Genomic DNA, 16,454 nt, shown 5'->3' with positions numbered 1-16,454 from the left:
AGAAACGGACGAGACCGTCCTGCCGACCGAACTCACCGCATAACCTCAAAACGAGATCACCGAATGGCCGTCGATACACCACTCCAGCGGACGTGACCGGTGCAGTCTGCTAGGCGCCTTACCTAACCGAGTCTGGTAGGTAAGTCACGCGGCTTTCAAAGATCCTTCTGGCCTGTTCTGCCTGCTCAGAAGGGTTGTGGCGCCCCCGGCAGGACTCGAACCTGCGGCCAAGCGCTTAGAAGGCGCCTGCTCTATCCACTGAGCTACGGGGGCCGGTTGTGGTGGCCTCGGTCTTGGTGCCCGGGGTGTGGGCAGACCCGTGACGATGCCGGGGACAAGGATAGGGCTCCCGCGTCCATGTCCCAGTTGCTTCGCCTCCGTGGCTCGATGTGGAGGTTCAGTGAAGCGGTCCTGATAATCGCAGGCAGGTGCGAATCGTGCACCGCTTTTGGCCTCCTGCGCCCCGGGTGTTGTGCACTCGTTATGCCTGGACTGTGCCTGTGTCCCAGTCGCCCCTTCCGCCCCTTGTGTCCCGTCGGCGCGCAGACATGCTCATATGCTTCAGAATTCCCCTAAAATTGGGCATTCTTCGCATGTGGTGACCTTGGACGTACGGCCTCAGCTGCTCGACGCACTCTCCGCCCTGCGCGACCGTGTCGCTGCCGCACGCTTCCCGCTGCCCCTGGCGGGGGCCCCACGCGCGCGTGCCAACCGCGACGAACTGCTCGCGCAGCTCGACGACTATTTGGTGCCCCGCCTGAGAGAACCCGAAGCGCCCTTGTTGGCCGTGGTGGGAGGGTCCACCGGGGCCGGGAAATCGACGCTCGTCAACTCCATCGTGGGCAGACGCGTGACCGAGGCGGGCGTGCTGCGGCCGACGACGCGCAACCCGGTGCTGGTCTGCCATCCCGAGGATCATCACTGGTTCAGCGGGATGCGCGTACTGCCTGATCTCACACGTGTGTGGGTGCCCGAGCACGATCCGGCGGACGAACTGATGCTGCCGGGCGAGGACGGCGCGCGTGTGCTGCGGGTCGAGACCGCCGACACGGTGCCGGCCGGCCTCGCCCTCCTCGACGCACCCGACATCGACTCGCTGCTCGCCGACAACCGCGCCCTCGCGGCCGAACTGATCTGCGCGGCCGACATCTGGGTCATGGTCACCACGGCCGCGCGGTACGCCGACGCCGTCCCCTGGCACCTGCTGCGTACCGCCAAGGAGTACGACGCCACCCTGGTGACCGTGCTCGACAGGGTTCCCCATCAGGTCGTGTCCGAGGTGTCGCGGCAGTACGGGGCACTCCTCACCAAGGCCGGCCTCGGCGACGTACCCCGCTTCACCGTGCCGGAGCTGCCCGAGTCGGCCTGGGGCGGCGGACTGCTGCCGGCCAGCGCCGTGGCGGCACTGCGCACCTGGCTCGTCCAGCAGGCCCAGGATCCGGCGGCTCGGCAGCACGTCGTGGCCCGTACGGCCTACGGCCTCCTCGACTCCCTCAAGGCCCGCCTGCCCGAGCTCGCCGGTGCGGCCGCCGCCCAGTACGCGGCCGCGATGCGGCTCACGGCCGCCGTGGACAGCGCGTACGACAGCGAGTACGCGCGCGTGCGGAGCCGGCTGCAGGCCGGCGCCGTACTCGCCGGCGACGCACTGAAGCGCTGGCGCGCCTTCCCGCTCGACTGCTCCGCCGGGGAGCTCCTCGACTCGCTGGTGGACAGCCTGAGCACTCTCCTGCTGTGCGCCGTCACCGCCGCCGACGAGCGCGTCGACGACGCCTGGCGGCGCGAACCGGCCGCCGCCGCCCCCGAGCTGACGGACCGGGACCCGAGGCCTGCGAGTGTCGAGCACCGCATCGGCCTGGCCGTACGGCGATGGCGGCGGGAGCTCGAGGAGTACGCCGAGGACGAGGTGAGAGTCCATGACCGCAGCGTCGTCCCCGATTCCGAGGTCGTGACCGCCCTCGTCGCCACCGCGCTGCTGGGCGCCCGCCGGGCGCGGTCCGCGGGGGAGGGGCTCGCCGAGCGGATCGGGGCGCACGGGGCGCTGCGGCTGCGCGACCGGGCCGGGCGGCTGCTCGCCGAGCACCTGGACCGGGTCATGCACAACGAACGCGAGCGCCGGCTCGCCCCACTCGACGCTCTGGAAGTCCATCCGGACCCCCAGGCCGAACTCATCGCCGCGCTGTCCGTACTGCTGAAGGAGAGGTGACCGGTGACTGCCGTCACTGACCAGGACCACACGGAGCACGCCGATCAGCGGGAGGACGGCGTCATGATGGACGACGCACGGGAAACCGACATCCCTGGGGACATCCCCGTGGACATCCCTGCAAGGGTCTCTGCCGAGGGCGCTCCCGATGCGGCGGGCGCCCGCGGTGCAGCGGACCCTCGCGGTGCAGACACTCCTTCCGAAAGCGGACGCCCCGCAGAGGGTCGCGCGGAGGGAGATCCCGGCGACGGCGAGAGCCCCGCTGCGGCCGAGGAGTCGGAGATGCGCAAGCTCTGGAGGAAGCCGGCGAAGCGGGAGGACGGGCCGGACGACGACCACGCGCGCGTGGGGGACGGCGACACCGGCGCGCGCGAGGGCGGCTCCGACGCCGGCGGCCGTGAGAGCGGCGACACCTCACGTCGTACGCCGCCCTCGTCCCGTACGCCGTCCCCGTCCCGTACGCCGTCCTCCTCGCGTCCGGAGCCTCCCTCGTCTCGTGCGGAGTCCTCGTCGCGCCCCGGGTCCTCCTCGCGCGCGGAGTCCCCGTCTCGTGCGGAGCCCGCCTCGCGCACGGAGGCACCATCGCGTACGGAGTCCCCTTCCCGTGCGGAGCCCACCCCCACGGACTCCCCCTCCGGTACGGAATCCTCGACCCCCTGGGACGACGGGCTCATCGCACGGCGGGTGAGTGAGACCGCGGCCTCGGAGCAGCAGCCCCCTGCCGTGGAGCCCCGGGCCGCCGGCCCGCGGGTCGTGATGCCGCTCGCGTACGACGGGGCGCTGCGGTCGCGGCTCGACGCGCTGCGTGAACTGGTCGGGCTCTCCCGCGCCCGGCTCGACAGCAAGACGCTCGCCGAGGCGGGCAAGGTGCTCGACGAGGCGGCGTCGCGGCGCAGGCTCTCCGGTCAGCACACCGTCGTCGCGATCGCCGGCGCCACCGGCAGCGGCAAGTCGCAGCTCTTCAACGCGCTCGCCGGAGTGACCATCTCGGAGACGGGCGTACGACGTCCGACGACCGCCGCCCCCCTCGCGTGCAGCTGGAGCGACGGCGCGGCCGGCCTCATCGACCGGCTCGGCATCCCGCCACGGCTGCGGCGGCGCCCGGCGCAGAACGCGACCGCGGACGGGCAGCTGCGCGGGCTCGTCCTGGTCGACCTGCCCGACCACGACTCGGCGGCCGTACAGCACCGCGAGCAGGTCGACCGCGTCCTGGCGCTCGTCGACGCGGTCATCTGGGTGGTCGACCCCGAGAAGTACGCCGACGCCATGCTGCATGAGCGCTATCTGCGGCCCATGGCGGGGCATGCCGAGATCATGTTCGTCGTCCTCAACCAGATCGACCGGCTGCCCGGGGAGGCCACCGACCAGGTCCTCGACGACCTGCGGCGGCTGCTCGACGAGGATGGCATCGCGCTGGGCGAGCACGGCGAACCGGGCGCGACCGTGCTTGCGCTGTCCGCGCTCACCGGGGACGGCGTCGGTGATCTGCGCGAGGCGCTCGGCCAGTTCGTGGCGGAACGCGGGGCCGCGGCGCGCCGGATCTCGGCCGACGTGGACGCTGCCGGGTGGCGGCTGCGGCCCGTGTACGCCGCGCGCCGGCGGAGCGGGCTGAGCGAGGACGCGCGGGACGAGTTCTCCGCCCGGCTCGCGGACGCGATCGGCGCCACGGCCGCGGGCGAGGCCGCCGAGCGGGCGTGGCTGCGCAACGCCAATCGCGCGTGCGGGACGCCCTGGCTGCGGCTGTGGCGCTGGTACCAGGACCGGGGCGAACCCCCGACGGGACGCCTGACTCTGCGCGGCCAGACGGACGAGGAGGCCACCGCGCGCCAGCGCGTCGAACAGGCGGTGCGGACGGTCGCCGACCATGCGTCGGCCGGGCTGCCCACGGCCTGGGCACAGGCGGTGCGCGAGGCGGCCGTACGGGGGGCCCAGGGGCTGCCCGAGGCGCTGGACGACCTGGCCGCGCGGGCCGGACTGCCGCCGGGGCGGCCGCCGCGGCCGGGCTGGTGGCCGGCGGCGGTCCTGGTGCAGGCCGCCATGACGATCCTTCAGGTCGTCGGCGGGCTCTGGCTGGTGGGGCAGATCATCGGGGTCATGGCGCCCAACCTGGGCGTGCCGGTGCTGTTGATGGTGGCCGGCATCGTCGGCGGTCCGCTCGTCGAGTGGGGGTGCCGCATCGCGGCACGGGGACCGGCACGGCGGTACGGCTTGGAGGCGGAGCGGCGGCTCAGAGAGGCGGCGGCCGGGTGCGGGCGGGCCCGGGTGCTGGATCCGGTGGCGGCGGAGCTGTTGCGCTATCGGGAGGTTCGGGAGCAGTACGGGCGAGTGATGGGGGCGGGGGTCGCGACGAGGTGAACTGAGGGCCCTGTGGGCGAGCTTGGGGAAGGGGGGCAGGTGGCCTTGCAGGTGGCCTCACTCGTTCCGGTGATGGAGATATCCACAGGTCGGCGGTGATCCACAGGGCTCAGCGGGCTCGGCCCGGCGGAGGCAGTCTGGCTTCGCGGCGATCGCGATGGACGTGGTCGGCCGCGGTGACGGGACGGCGGCGGCAGGGACGTACCGGGGACGTACGAGAGGCGTACCGGGACGGGCCTGGGCCGTGCGGCCGTCATGTCGGACGCAGCCGTACGGGACGGGCCCGTACGCGTATCCGCCCGGCTGGAACGGCGGGCGAGGGAGGGGTTCGAGATGAACGAGACGATCATCTGCGCGGTGGGGAACGTGGCGACGCAGCCCGTGTACCGGGAACTGACGACGGGACCGTCGGCGCGGTTCCGGCTGGCGGTGACCTCGCGCTACCTGGACCGCGGGAAGAACGAGTGGACCGACGGGCACACCAACTTCTTCACCGTGTGGGCCAATCGGCAGCTCGCGACGAACGCCGCCGGGTCGCTGAACGTGGGTGATCCCGTCGTGGTGCAGGGCAGGCTGAAGGTGCGTTCGGACGTACGCGAGGGGCAGAGCTGGACCTCGGCCGACATCGATGCGCTGGCGATCGGTCACGACCTCGCCCGTGGCACCTCGGCCTTCCGGCGCACCCCCAGGCCGGAGACGGGAGCCGCCGCCGCGTCGGACCGACCGGAGCCCAACTGGGAGACGCAACCCGCGGAGGACGTATCCCAACAGGCCCCGGAACCAGCAGCGGTGACGTGACGTCAGTCACTCGCGGCTGCCGACGCCGAAGCTGACCGAACTACGGCTTATCGACGAATGCGTTCCGAACGACCCCGGTGGATTTGTCGATAAGCCCTGCTCGCAACGGATCTTGGCGATAACGATTCCGAGTCGGATCGGCCCTCCGACGGGATCACAGGGAAGCGTGGTGCGGCGCGTCCCTAGGATGCCGGACATAGCTCTCGGGGCTTCTGATTCTGCTGGTGGGACCTCCTCCCCCACGTCAACGGGTCCTGCTCGAAGGGGAATTCTGTGTTTTCTGCGTTCTCTGCGTTCTCTGCGCTGTCGGTGCGCGGACGAGGGACGGCCCGCCTCGCCACGGCGACCCTGGTGTCCGGGCTCGTCGCCGCCTCGGTGATGGCCGGCGCCGGCACGGCCGCGGCCGACGGTACGGCGCGGAGCCAGGGCGGGGCGACCGCCACCATAGGCGGCTTGAAGACATACGGCGCGGCGGTCGTCCACGCCGACTCCGGCGACCAGGAGATCTCGGCGGGCCTGTTCGAGATGTCCGTCGACGGCGGCGGCACCCTGCAGACGTACTGCGTCGACATCCACAACCCCACCCAGCGCGACGCCAAGTACCACGAGACGTCCTGGAGCGGCACCTCGCTGGGCGCCAACAAGGACGCGGGCAAGATCCGCTGGATCCTGCAGAACTCCTACCCGCAGGTGAACGACCTCGCGGCGCTCGCCGGCAAGGCGGGCGTCAAGGGCGGCCTCACCGAGCAGGACGCGGCGGCCGGCACCCAGGTGGCCATCTGGCGCTACTCGGACGGCGTGGACGTCGACGCCGTCGACCCGCAGGCCGAGAAGCTCGCGGAGTACCTGGAGCAGAACGCACGCGCCGTGGCCGAACCCCAGGCGTCGCTGACGCTCGACCCGCCCGCGGTCTCCGGCCACCCCGGTGAGCGGCTCGGTCCGGTGACGGTGCACACCAACGCCGGCAGCGTGACGGTGACGCCGCCCGCGGACGCCGCCACCAGCGGGGTGCGGATCGTGGACAAGGACGGCAAGGCCGTCACCTCCGCGGCCGACGGCGGTCAGGTGTTCTTCGAGGTACCCGAGAAGGCCGCCGACGGCCAGGCCGAGCTGATCGTGCAGGCCTCGACGACCGTGCCGGTGGGGCGGGCCTTCGCCGCCGAGAGCCGCAGCCAGACGCAGATCCTGGCCGGCTCCAGCGAGTCGACCGTCTCGGCGACGGCGAGCGCGACCTGGGCGGGGACCGGTGCGATACCCGCACTGTCCGCGGCGGAGAACTGCGACAAGGGCGGCGTCGACATCACCGCGGCCAACGAGGGCGACGCGCCCTTCACCTTCGAGCTGCTCGGGATCGAGTACAGCATCCCGGCGGGCGAGTCGCGGACGGTGACGATCCCGCTCCAGGAGGACCAGGCCTACGACTTCACCATCCAGGGCCCGGGCGGCTTCGAGCAGCGCTTCACCGGGGTCCTGGACTGCATGACGCAGGCGACCGAGGCCGACCAGGTGGGCACCGTCACCCAGACCGTCAGCGAGCCGAGCCCCGCCACGGTCGGCACCACATCCGACGACACCAACCTCGCCGCGACCGGCGGCTCCACCATGACCCCTCTGATCGCGGGCATCGCCATCGGCCTGGTCCTGATCGGCGGCGCGGGCCTGGTCCTCGTACGCAAGAAGGAAGCGCGGACGCAGGGCTGAGCGCCGACGCAGCAGCGAGCGCCTGCCGAAAACCGCTTCGTGCCGAGCGGCAGGAGCCCCTACTGTGGCGCGGTGGCGACTCAGGTGATCATTCTCAACGGTGGCTCCAGCTCGGGGAAGTCCGGGATCGTACGGTGCCTGCAGGCCGTACTGCCGGATCCGTGGCCGGCGTTCGGGGTCGACTCGTTCGTCGACGCTCTGCCCGCGAAGATGCAGGCGTCGGACGCGGGGATCACGTTCGCCGCCGACGGCGGCGTGAGCGTCGGCGCGGACTTCATGGCGCTGCAGGCGGCCTGGACGGAGGGCATCGTCGCGATGGCCCGTGCAGGCGCCAGGATCATCGTCGACGACGTCTTCCTCGGCGGAGCGGAGTCCCAGGAGCGCTGGCGGAAGGCCCTCGACGGGCTGGCCGTGCTGTGGGTCGGCGTCAGGTGCGAGAGCGCGGTCGCCGCGGGCCGTGAGATCGCACGGGGAGACCGGGTCCCGGGAATGGCCGCGCTGCAGGCGGAGGTGGTGCACGAGGGCGTCGCCTACGACCTGGAGGTGGACACCACACACACCGAGTCCCTGGTGTGCGCACGAACCATCGCGGACCGGGTCAGCTGACCGACGGAGCGACTCGGGTCGGCCTCCGACGGTGAAGCCCCAGGTCAGAGGAGCCTGACTATACGGGTTTCCCCCCAGGGGTAGCGGTCGGGCAAGATGGGGTGTATCTGCCCACTGCCAGATTTCAAGCTGCCGGACGGTTTCTCTTGGCTGAGTTCATTTACACCATGCGCAAGGCGCGCAAAGCGCACGGCGACAAGGTGATCCTCGACGACGTCACCCTGAACTTCCTCCCCGGGGCGAAGATCGGCGTCGTCGGCCCGAACGGTGCCGGTAAGTCGACCGTTCTGAAGATCATGGCGGGCCTTGAGCAGCCGTCGAACGGTGACGCGTTCCTGTCGCCCGGGTACAGCGTGGGCATCCTGATGCAGGAGCCCAAGCTGAACGACGAGAAGACCGTCCTGGAGAACGTCCAGGAGGGTGTCGCCGGGGTCAAGGGCAAGCTCGACCGGTTCAACGAGATCGCCGAGCTGATGGCCACCGACTACTCCGACGCGCTCCTCGACGAGATGGGCAAGCTCCAGGAGGACCTCGACCACGCCAACGCGTGGGACCTCGACGCCCAGCTCGAGCAGGCCATGGATGCGCTCGGGTGCCCGCCCGGCGACTGGCCCGTCGTCAACCTCTCCGGTGGTGAGAAGCGCCGCGTCGCGCTGTGCAAGCTGCTGCTGGAGGCGCCCGACCTGCTGCTCCTCGACGAGCCCACCAACCACCTCGACGCCGAGTCCGTGAACTGGCTGGAGCAGCACCTCGCCAAGTACGCGGGCACCGTCGTGGCCATCACCCACGACCGGTACTTCCTGGACAACGTCGCCGAGTGGATCCTCGAGCTCGACCGCGGCCGCGCCTACCCGTACGAGGGCAACTACTCCACGTACCTCGAGACCAAGCAGACCCGTCTGAAGGTCGAGGGGCAGAAGGACGCCAAGCGGGCGAAGAGGCTCAAGGAAGAGCTCGAGTGGGTGCGGTCGAACGCCAAGGGGCGACAGGCCAAGTCCAAGGCGCGTCTGGCTCGCTACGAGGAGATGGCCGCCGAGGCGGAGAAGATGCGGAAGCTGGACTTCGAGGAGATCCAGATCCCGCCGGGCCCGCGACTGGGCAGCATCGTCGTGGAGGTCAACAACCTCAGCAAGGCCTTCGGCGAGAAGGTCCTCATCGACGACCTCTCCTTCACGCTGCCGCGCAACGGCATCGTCGGTGTCATCGGCCCGAACGGCGCCGGCAAGACGACCCTGTTCAAGATGATCCAGGGGCTGGAGACGCCCGACTCCGGCGACATCAAGGTCGGCGAGACCGTCAAGATCTCGTACGTCGACCAGAGCCGCGAGAACATCGACCCGAAGAAGACTCTGTGGGCCGTCGTCTCCGACGAGCTGGACTACATCAATGTGGGCCAGGTCGAGATGCCGAGCCGCGCCTACGTGTCCGCCTTCGGGTTCAAGGGCCCCGACCAGCAGAAGCCGGCCGGCGTCCTCTCCGGCGGTGAGCGCAACCGCCTGAACCTGGCACTGACCCTCAAGCAGGGCGGCAACCTGCTGCTCCTGGACGAGCCGACCAACGACCTCGACGTCGAGACGCTGTCCTCGCTGGAGAACGCCCTGCTCGACTTCCCGGGCTGCGCCGTGGTCGTCTCCCACGACCGGTGGTTCCTCGACCGGGTCGCCACCCACATCCTCGCCTACGAGGGCGAGTCCAAGTGGTTCTGGTTCGAGGGCAACTTCGAGTCGTACGAGAAGAACAAGATCGAGCGGCTCGGAGCGGACGCCACGCGTCCGCACCGCGCCACCTACAAGAAGCTGACCCGGGGCTGATCGATCTTGCGCCACATCTACCGCTGCCCCCTGCGCTGGTCCGACATGGACGCGTACGGACACGTCAACAACGCGGTCTTCGTCCGCTACCTGGAGGAAGCCCGTATCGACTTCCTGTTCCGTCCGGAGAAGGACTTCAGGCAGGGGTCGGTGGTGGCGCGCCATGAGATCGACTACAAGCGGCAGCTCGTCCACCGGCACCACCCGGTGGACATAGAGCTGTGGATCACCGAGATCAGGGCCGCGTCCTTCACCATCACCTGTGAGGTGAAGGACGACGACGTGGTCTACGTCCGGGCCTCGACGGTGGTCGTGCCGTTCGACTTCGAGGCGGAACGGCCGCGCCGGATCACCGCGGAGGAGAAGGAGTTCCTCCGGGAGTACATGGATGACGCGGCCGACGAGGAGGAGGCCGTCGCCGCATGACGGTGCTCCACCTGGCCGACGAGGGGGAGGCAGCGGATCTCGCGGCCTTCCTCGCCCGGCTGCTCCACTACGACCGTGGGGCCGCGGTGCGCCTGCAGGCGGCCGGCACCGCGCTCGCCGTCTTCGGGCGGCCGCCGTCCTTCGAGGTGCTGGCGATCCGCGCGGTACGGCTGGCGAAGCCGTACGAGAACGGGCTCGACGTCACGCTGGACGTGACCGTGTCCGCGGGCGAACTGCTGGAGTCCGTCGACGAGGCGGCGGCCACGGCTGTCGTTCCGGCGGCCGTCACAGGTCCGCCCTGGGCCGGGGTGCTTCCGCCGCGCGGAGGCTGGCTGCCGGTGCCGGGGCTGCCCGCGCCGGATGAGCTGCTGGCGATGGTCGGCGCAGGCGTCACCGAATTCCGTTCCCGTACGCAGGAGTTGGAGCCCGAGCGGCGTACGCGTGCCGAACTTGACCGGATCGGGCGGGAGATCTGGTCCCGGACGGTCGGGGACACCCGGCTTCCGGTGCGGGCGGTGCATGCCGCCCAGTCCCTGGGTTTCCTGCGGGCCACCGAGGATCTGGCGCTGCTCTCGTCGGGTGCGTGGCTACGGCTGCGCACGCCGTACGGGTCGATTGCCGTACGGCGCGCGGGACTTGGGGCGTTGGACGTCAGCGTGCGCTGACGGCGTCACACCCTGGGCGGCGCGCAGGGTCGGCGCCATCAGGAAGGCGAGGACGAGCGCGGGCAGGCGCGTGCGGCAGGCTCAGCCCGCCGTGTTCACCATCGACGCCGCCGCATACGTCAGGTAGTTCCACAGCGTCCGCTCGTGCTCCTCGGAGAGGCCGAGCTCGTCGACGGCGACCCGCATGTGCTTCAGCCAGGCGTCGTGGGCCGCGCGGTCGACGGTGAAGGGGGCGTGGCGCATCCGCAGACGGGGGTGGCCGCGGTTCTCGCTGTACGTCGTCGGGCCGCCCCAGTACTGGATCAGGAAGAGGGTGAGGCGCTCCTCTGCCGGGCCCAGGTCCTCCTCGGGGTACATGGGCTTGAGGATCGGGTCCTCGGCCACCCCCTCGTAGAAACGGTGGACGAGCCGGCGGAAGGTCTCTTCCCCGCCGACCTGCTCGTAGAAGGTCTGCTCCTGAAGCGTGCCGCGCCGAATCTCATTCACGTCACCCATGGTCTCAGACCCGGCGGACCAGGACTCAAGGCCTAGGACCACCAGGCACCGAGCCACTGATTCCGGCCGCGGCACTCGCCTCGTGCCGCCCGCCGCAGCACAGTGGACGTATGAGCGCGCAGGATCTCGGCAGGGACGCCGAGGAGCTCGCCGACCTCGCCGCCTCGGCGCGGGCCGCGCTGGTCGGCGAGATCGAGGCGAGCGGGGCATGGGCCGACGACCCGGTGTGGCGGGAGGCCTTCGCCGCCGTTCCGCGGCATCTGTTCGTGCCGTACTACTACGTGGGCGTCGCCGGCGGCTACGAGCGCCGCTGGGGCCAGAGCCCCGACCCGGCCGCGCGCGAGCGCTGGATGCGCGGTGCGTACATGGACACCCCGCTGGCCACCCGGCTGCGCGACGGTGAGCTGCTCTCCTCCAGCAGTCAGCCGTCCCTGATGGCGATGATGCTGGTCGCGCTGGAGGTGGAGGACGGCAACAGAGTCCTGGAGATCGGCGCGGGCACGGGCTACAACGCCGCCCTCCTCGCCCACCGGCTCGGTGACGACGACCTCGTCACCACCGTCGACCTGGAGCCGGACATCACCGAGTCGGCCCGGCAGCACCTGGCCGCCGCCGGCCACCACCCCGTCGTCGTCACCGGCGACGGCGCACGCGGCGTGCCCGAGCGCGCCCCCTTCGACCGGATCATCGCGACCTGCACCCTGCGGTCGATCCCCCGTGCCTGGCTCGCCCAGTGCCGCCCCGGCGCCCGCATCCTGACACCGCTCGCCACCGGCCTCGTCGCCCTCGCCGTACGCGACGCCGAGCACGCCGAAGGGCGCTTCCTGCACACGCCCGCCTACTTCGTGCCGTTGCGCGGCGGGAGTCTGTCCGAAACGGAGCCCGCTCACGTGGGCGGGGTGCCCCGCCCGGCCCGGGACCACGAGCTGTTCCGCTTCCTGCTGGCCCTGACCCGCGGCAGCCTCGATCCGAAGGAGGCGTACGCGCTGTGGGAGCGCGAGGGGCAGCCGCAGCGGGAGCGGTACGGGATCACCGTGAGCGGCGAGCACGAGTGGGCGTGGCTGGACGACCCCGAGGGGCCGTACGCCTGGTCGCTGCCCGGCTGAAACGCCGGGAGGGGGCGGTCGTACGGCACTTTCTCGCCGTACGACCGCCCCCTCCCGGTATCGAGCTCCCCGTATCGAGCTCCCGGTATCGAGAAGACCTAACCGCGCCGGATGGTGATCGTCGTCCACGCGCCCACGTGCACCCGGTCGCCGTCCTGCAGCGGTACCGGCACGAAGGGCTGGATCGGGTCCTCGGAGCCGTTCACCGTGGTGCCGTTCGTCGAGTTCTGGTCGACGACCGCCCAGGTGCCGTCCGGCTGTTGGACCAGGACCGCGTGCTGGTGCGAGACGCCCGGGTCCTCCGGCGGCACCGACAGGTCGATGTCGGGGGTGTCGCCGGTGGAGTGGCGGCGGCGGCCGATGGTGACCTGGTTGCCGGTGAGGGTGCGCTGCTGCTCGGGCGAGTACGCGGGCAGGTTCAGGCCCGCGGCCTCGGGGCCGGAGCGCTGCATCATCGCCATGAAGTACTCGCGGTCCGGACCGATGGTCGCCATCCAGGTCGCCGGCTGCTGCGGGTAGCCCTGACCGGGGGGCGGCGGGGCCTGGTTCGCGCCGGGCTGCGGGTAGCCGTATCCGCCCTGAGCGGGGCCGGGGCCACCGGGAGCGCCAGGGCCCCCCGGTCCGCCGGGGCCCGACGACGGAGGCGAGATCACCCAGTCGTCACCGCCGCCGAAGGACGGGCCGCCCTGCTGCGGAGGACGGTGCGTCTCCTGCGGGAACCCGGGCGGGGCCGACGGGGCGCCGGGACCGGCCTGTCCGGGCTGCTGGAACGCCTGCGGAGCACCGCTGGTCGCGCCGGGACCGCCCGGCGGGGTGGGGCCGGGCGGAGGCGGAACCGGCCGCGACGGGTCGCCGCCGAAGCCGGAGGGGCCGTTGCCTCCCGGGCCACCAGGGCCACCAGGACCGCCGGGCCCGCCAGGATTGGGGTTGCCCGGACCGCCGGGGCCGGGGCCGAAGCCGCCGTGGCCACCGGGTCCGCCGGGGTTGCCCGGACCGCCGGGGCCCGCGCCGAAACCGCCGGGGCCGGGGCCACCCATGCCGCCGGGCCCACCAGGGGGAGGACCGCCATGGCCACCCGGCCCCTGCGGCTCCGCGCCGAACGGCGGAATCGGTTCCGCCGGGCGGTTCACCTGGGACGGGCGCGAGCCCTGGTACTCGTACGAGTCACCGCCGCCGAACGACGGCGGGGGCGCCGACTGCTGCTGGAAGTGGGAGGGAAGGCCCGGGCCGCCGGGCGCCTGGGTGCGCGGGGCGGCGGGGGTGTACGACGTCGCCGTGTTGGTCAGGAAGTTCCACCGGCACTCCTCGCAGAACGGCGCACCGCCCTCACGCGGCGTACGGCACTGCGGGCAGAGCTCCGGCTCCGGTACGGCGGACGCGGGCGGCGGGCCGCCCGGCTGACCGGTGTTCGGGCCGCCGAACGGACCGCCGGGGCCGCCAGGGCCGCCGGGCCCACCGGGGGGCGGGAAGCCGTAGCCACCGCCGGGCGGGGGCGGCGGCGGAGGGGGCGGAGGTACGGCACCGGCCATGCGGTGACCGCAGACCTCGCACCAGTCGTCGGAACCCGACTGGTGTCCGTTCGGGCAGGTCGGCATGTCGGCGCTTCCCTCCTTCGTTCCTTCTAGGTCACTTCTTTACACGAACAGTCTTTGTCGACCGTGTCTCGAGAGTCATCTCATCGGCCTCCGCGACCTTCGCCTTCAGTCGCACAGTACCTGCCGCGGCATCGACCACGTCCACCACCTTCGCAAGGAGTTTCGCCGTATCCGCGTTTCCGGAGGCGCTGGCGAGCTGAACGGCCCGGCCCAATTTGGCCGTTGCTCCATCCATATCCCCCGCTTTGCGTAGATCCAGACCTTGCTGGATGGCTTGTGCCAGTTCGGCTTGGCCCGTGTAGTGGGCAACCTGTGGGTTGATCGACGTCGAGGCGACCATGTCGTCGGTCCATACGGCCCGTACGAGGCCCTGGGCACCCAAGTTCTGCGCGGTGCCGTCGGGTTGCGGGACGACCAGGGAGACCCGGGCGGCGAGCATCTCCCGGCCGACGTCGGCGGCCGGAACCTCGACGCAGACGTGGTAGTCACGGGACTCGTCTCCCCAGGAGCCGGTGGGGTAGTCCCCGGCGCGCGGGCCGGCTTCGGTGCGGCGGTCGGTCAACTCCTCGACCGTCGGCGCGACTTGCTTGACGAACTTGATGGTCGTGCCCACCGGCGTCCACACCCGCAGGGCGACGTCCGCGACCTCCTTGCCCATCGCCGTCTCCATCATCTGCGTGAAGTCGGCGGCGAGACCGGCCGGGTCGGCGACGATGTCGGCGCTGCCGAGCAGGGCCGAGGCGATCCCTGTGACTTCTTTCACTTCCCAGTCCGTACCCACGCCACGCGCGTCACAGGTGAAGCGTCCGGCGCAGGCGTCGAGCGCGGCCCTGAGGTCCTGGGGCGACTCGTGCTCGTTACGGCCGTCGGTGAGCAGAATGCCGTGCCGGATGGCGACGTCGGCCGAGGACAGCAGGCGGTCGGCGAGGCGCAGCCAGGTGCCGATGGCCGTGCCGCCGCCCGCGCTGAGCCTGCGCAGGGCCTGCTTGGCCTGGTCGCGGGTGGTGGCGTCGGCGACCGCGAGGCGGCCGCCTCCCGGATACACCTCCTTGGCCACGTGCGTGCCGCCGATCACCGCGAAGTGCACGCCGTCGCGCAGGGTGTCGATCGCGGCGGCCGTGGCGTCGCGGGCGTTGCGCATCTTGGTCGGCGGGTAGTCCATCGAGCCCGAGCAGTCGACCATGATCGCCGCGGCCGCGGACGGGCCCTGCCCCGGTGAGTAGAGGTGGGGCGCGGCGACCGCCGTTCCGACCGTGCCGCCGCCGGTCGAGGTCACCGTGACGATCGCGTTGACCTCGCGACCGCCCTCCGGCAGGTACTCGTTCTGGTACACGTCCACCGAGAACTGCGGCACGTTCGATTTCGAGAAATTGGCCATGTGTTCTCAAATCCCCCTAAAGAACCCCGTGATGGGGCCATGGCTGTCGACGGACCGGTCCCCTCCGGTCCGATGAGGCTGTCCCCGATGTGCGGCCTCAGGCCGATCCTGCCCCCATCGGCGGCGCGGGGAACGGCAGGACGGCCACTGTTACGTTGTCGTGGCCCCCGCCGTCGAGGGCGTGACCGACGAGCACCTGGGCGCTGTGCAGGGGGCGCGCGGCGGCGTCGAGGGGCACGACCTCGGCCATGTCGGCGGCCGCCTCGGCGTAGTTCCACAGCCCGTCCGTGCACACCACCACCACACCCGGCCGGTCCGGCTTGAAGGAAGCGGTGTGCGGCTCCAGTTCGTAGGCGTCCGCGCCGAGCCAGCCCGTGATGGCGTGGGCGCGCTCGTCGGCGTAGGCCTCGGCCTCGTTCATCAGGCCGGCGGCGACCATCTGCGCGGCCCAGGAGTCGTCCTCGGTGAGCCGGGCCGGGGGAGTGCTGCGGTCCACCGGGACCCAGTAGGCGCGGCTGTCGCCGACCCAGCCGACGATCAGCAGCTCGGGCGTCACCACGGAGCCGACGATCGTGCAGGCCGGGGCGTTCTGGTGCGGGGCCTGCTCGCGGGCCGTGGCCGGCTCGGCGGCCAGCGCGTTGACCGCGTTCGCGGCGGCGATGATCGCGTCGTGCATGGCCTGCTGCGGGTGCGTGCCGCGCGGCAGGGCGGCCAGCAGCGACTCGCTCGCCGCCCGGGACGCGGCCATCGAGGCGTCGTCGGGGCGGGTCGCCGAGGACACGCCGTCACAGACGATCGCCAGGACCGCGGGCCGGCCGTCGGGCAGCGCGGTGCCGGCGACGGCGAACGCGTCCTCGTTGCGGTGGTGGCGCAGACCGCGGTCGCTGACGGCGGCCACCGGGCCGGCGTCCAGCTCCATGTGGTCGCGTTCGCGCGGCTGGGCGTGCCCGCAGTTCTCGCAGTACCCGTCGTGGTCCACGCGGCCCGCACGGCAGGCCACGCACACCTTGGTGCCCTCGGGCGGGGTCGGCAGGTCGGTGACGACGCGCGGATCGGGCGCCTGCAAGGGGTACTCCTCGGGCTCGGGACGGTCGAAGCGGACGCCGGAGGCCGGGGAGACGGGGGAGCCGGTCGGGGCGGGGGGACCCGCGGCGGCGGGCGGCGTCTGCGGTCCGGCCGACGCTCCGTGGCCGGCCGGGGCCGGGACGGTGGGGAAGCCGGGCGGTGAGTGGTGGCCGGGCTGTGTGTGGTGGCCGGGGGGCGACGGCACGTCGGGACCGCTCGCCGCCGGTGACACCGGTCCGGCGGGCGGCGG

General features: G+C 71.8%; 13 protein-coding genes and 1 tRNA gene. 9 read left to right on the top strand and 5 right to left on the bottom strand.

Features of this window, described 5'->3' with window-relative positions; all coding sequences use genetic code 11:
* Positions 1-197 precede the first annotated feature (197 nt).
* Positions 198-273, bottom strand: a tRNA-Arg gene (locus tag ADL12_RS11500).
* Positions 274-595: 322 nt separating this feature from the next.
* On the opposite strand from ADL12_RS11500, the gene ADL12_RS11495 reads away from it, so the two are divergent.
* The 8 genes from ADL12_RS11495 to ADL12_RS11460 all read left to right on the top strand — a co-directional run bounded on the left by ADL12_RS11495 (position 596) and on the right by ADL12_RS11460 (position 10,565).
* A complete protein-coding gene (locus ADL12_RS11495; protein ID WP_062701223.1) occupies positions 596-2,203 on the top strand; it encodes a dynamin family protein in 1,608 nt (535 codons plus the stop codon).
* Positions 2,204-2,485: 282 nt separating this feature from the next.
* A complete protein-coding gene (locus tag ADL12_RS11490) occupies positions 2,486-4,558 on the top strand; it encodes a GTP-binding protein (protein WP_341846356.1) in 2,073 nt (690 codons plus the stop codon).
* 333 nt (positions 4,559-4,891) lie between these two features.
* Positions 4,892-5,356, top strand: a complete 465-nt coding sequence (locus ADL12_RS11485; protein WP_062701222.1) for a single-stranded DNA-binding protein — start codon at positions 4,892-4,894, stop codon at positions 5,354-5,356.
* Between the two features lie 273 nt (positions 5,357-5,629).
* Complete coding sequence (locus ADL12_RS11480; protein ID WP_079051974.1) at positions 5,630-7,057, top strand: Cys-Gln thioester bond-forming surface protein; 1,428 nt, start codon at positions 5,630-5,632, stop codon at positions 7,055-7,057.
* 72 nt (positions 7,058-7,129) lie between these two features.
* Complete coding sequence (cpt, locus tag ADL12_RS11475; RefSeq protein WP_062701220.1) at positions 7,130-7,663, top strand: chloramphenicol phosphotransferase CPT; 534 nt, start codon at positions 7,130-7,132, stop codon at positions 7,661-7,663.
* 146 nt (positions 7,664-7,809) lie between these two features.
* Positions 7,810-9,474: an energy-dependent translational throttle protein EttA gene (ettA, locus tag ADL12_RS11470; protein WP_062701218.1), complete on the top strand. Its 1,665-nt coding sequence runs from the start codon at positions 7,810-7,812 to the stop codon at positions 9,472-9,474.
* A gap of 6 nt (positions 9,475-9,480) precedes the next feature.
* Complete coding sequence (locus ADL12_RS11465) at positions 9,481-9,900, top strand: acyl-CoA thioesterase (RefSeq protein ID WP_062701216.1); 420 nt, start codon at positions 9,481-9,483, stop codon at positions 9,898-9,900.
* Entirely contained in the window at positions 9,897-10,565 is a 669-nt protein-coding gene (locus tag ADL12_RS11460) for a DUF8185 domain-containing protein (protein ID WP_062701214.1), read from the top strand. The genes ADL12_RS11465 and ADL12_RS11460 overlap by 4 nt, the downstream gene beginning before the upstream one ends.
* An 81-nt stretch (positions 10,566-10,646) precedes the next feature.
* On the opposite strand, the gene ADL12_RS11455 is transcribed toward ADL12_RS11460, so the two are convergent.
* Entirely contained in the window at positions 10,647-11,060 is a 414-nt protein-coding gene (locus tag ADL12_RS11455) for a globin (RefSeq protein ID WP_062701212.1), read from the bottom strand.
* A gap of 110 nt (positions 11,061-11,170) precedes the next feature.
* Here ADL12_RS11455 and ADL12_RS11450 point away from each other — a divergent pair, with 110 nt between their 5' ends.
* Positions 11,171-12,166, top strand: coding sequence for a methyltransferase domain-containing protein (locus ADL12_RS11450; protein ID WP_062701209.1), 996 nt, complete (start codon positions 11,171-11,173; stop codon positions 12,164-12,166).
* Between the two features lie 98 nt (positions 12,167-12,264).
* Here the strand turns inward: ADL12_RS11450 and ADL12_RS11445 are convergent, their stop codons facing one another.
* From ADL12_RS11445 to ADL12_RS11435, 3 genes are all read right to left on the bottom strand, one after another.
* Positions 12,265-13,761, bottom strand: a complete 1,497-nt coding sequence (locus tag ADL12_RS11445; RefSeq protein WP_062701207.1) for an FHA domain-containing protein — start codon at positions 13,759-13,761, stop codon at positions 12,265-12,267.
* Positions 13,762-13,792: 31 nt separating this feature from the next.
* Positions 13,793-15,139, bottom strand: coding sequence for a vWA domain-containing protein (locus ADL12_RS11440; protein ID WP_062701204.1), 1,347 nt, complete (start codon positions 15,137-15,139; stop codon positions 13,793-13,795).
* Positions 15,140-15,236: 97 nt separating this feature from the next.
* The coding region (locus ADL12_RS11435) for a PP2C family protein-serine/threonine phosphatase (RefSeq protein ID WP_062701201.1) at positions 15,237-16,454 on the bottom strand (1,218 nt) is incomplete at its 5' end.

The sequence above is a fragment of the Streptomyces regalis genome (assembly GCF_001509475.1).
GTDB classification, from domain to species: Bacteria; Actinomycetota; Actinomycetes; order Streptomycetales; family Streptomycetaceae; genus Streptomyces; species Streptomyces regalis.
This window is presented reverse-complemented; position numbering and strand designations above follow the sequence as displayed.

What these genes read in the sequence shown, in the direction of transcription:
- ADL12_RS11490 (WP_341846356.1), top strand. Translation starts at nt 2,486, where the DNA reads ATGCGCAAGCTCTGGAGGAAGCCGGCGAAGCGGGAGGACGGGCCGGAC.
- ADL12_RS11440 (WP_062701204.1), bottom strand. Translation starts at nt 15,139, where the DNA reads ATGGCCAATTTCTCGAAATCGAACGTGCCGCAGTTCTCGGTGGACGTG.
- ADL12_RS11450 (WP_062701209.1), top strand. Translation starts at nt 11,171, where the DNA reads ATGAGCGCGCAGGATCTCGGCAGGGACGCCGAGGAGCTCGCCGACCTC.
- ADL12_RS11445 (WP_062701207.1), bottom strand. Translation starts at nt 13,761, where the DNA reads ATGCCGACCTGCCCGAACGGACACCAGTCGGGTTCCGACGACTGGTGC.
- ADL12_RS11455 (WP_062701212.1), bottom strand. Translation starts at nt 11,060, where the DNA reads ATGGGTGACGTGAATGAGATTCGGCGCGGCACGCTTCAGGAGCAGACC.
- ADL12_RS11485 (WP_062701222.1), top strand. Translation starts at nt 4,892, where the DNA reads ATGAACGAGACGATCATCTGCGCGGTGGGGAACGTGGCGACGCAGCCC.
- ADL12_RS11460 (WP_062701214.1), top strand. Translation starts at nt 9,897, where the DNA reads ATGACGGTGCTCCACCTGGCCGACGAGGGGGAGGCAGCGGATCTCGCG.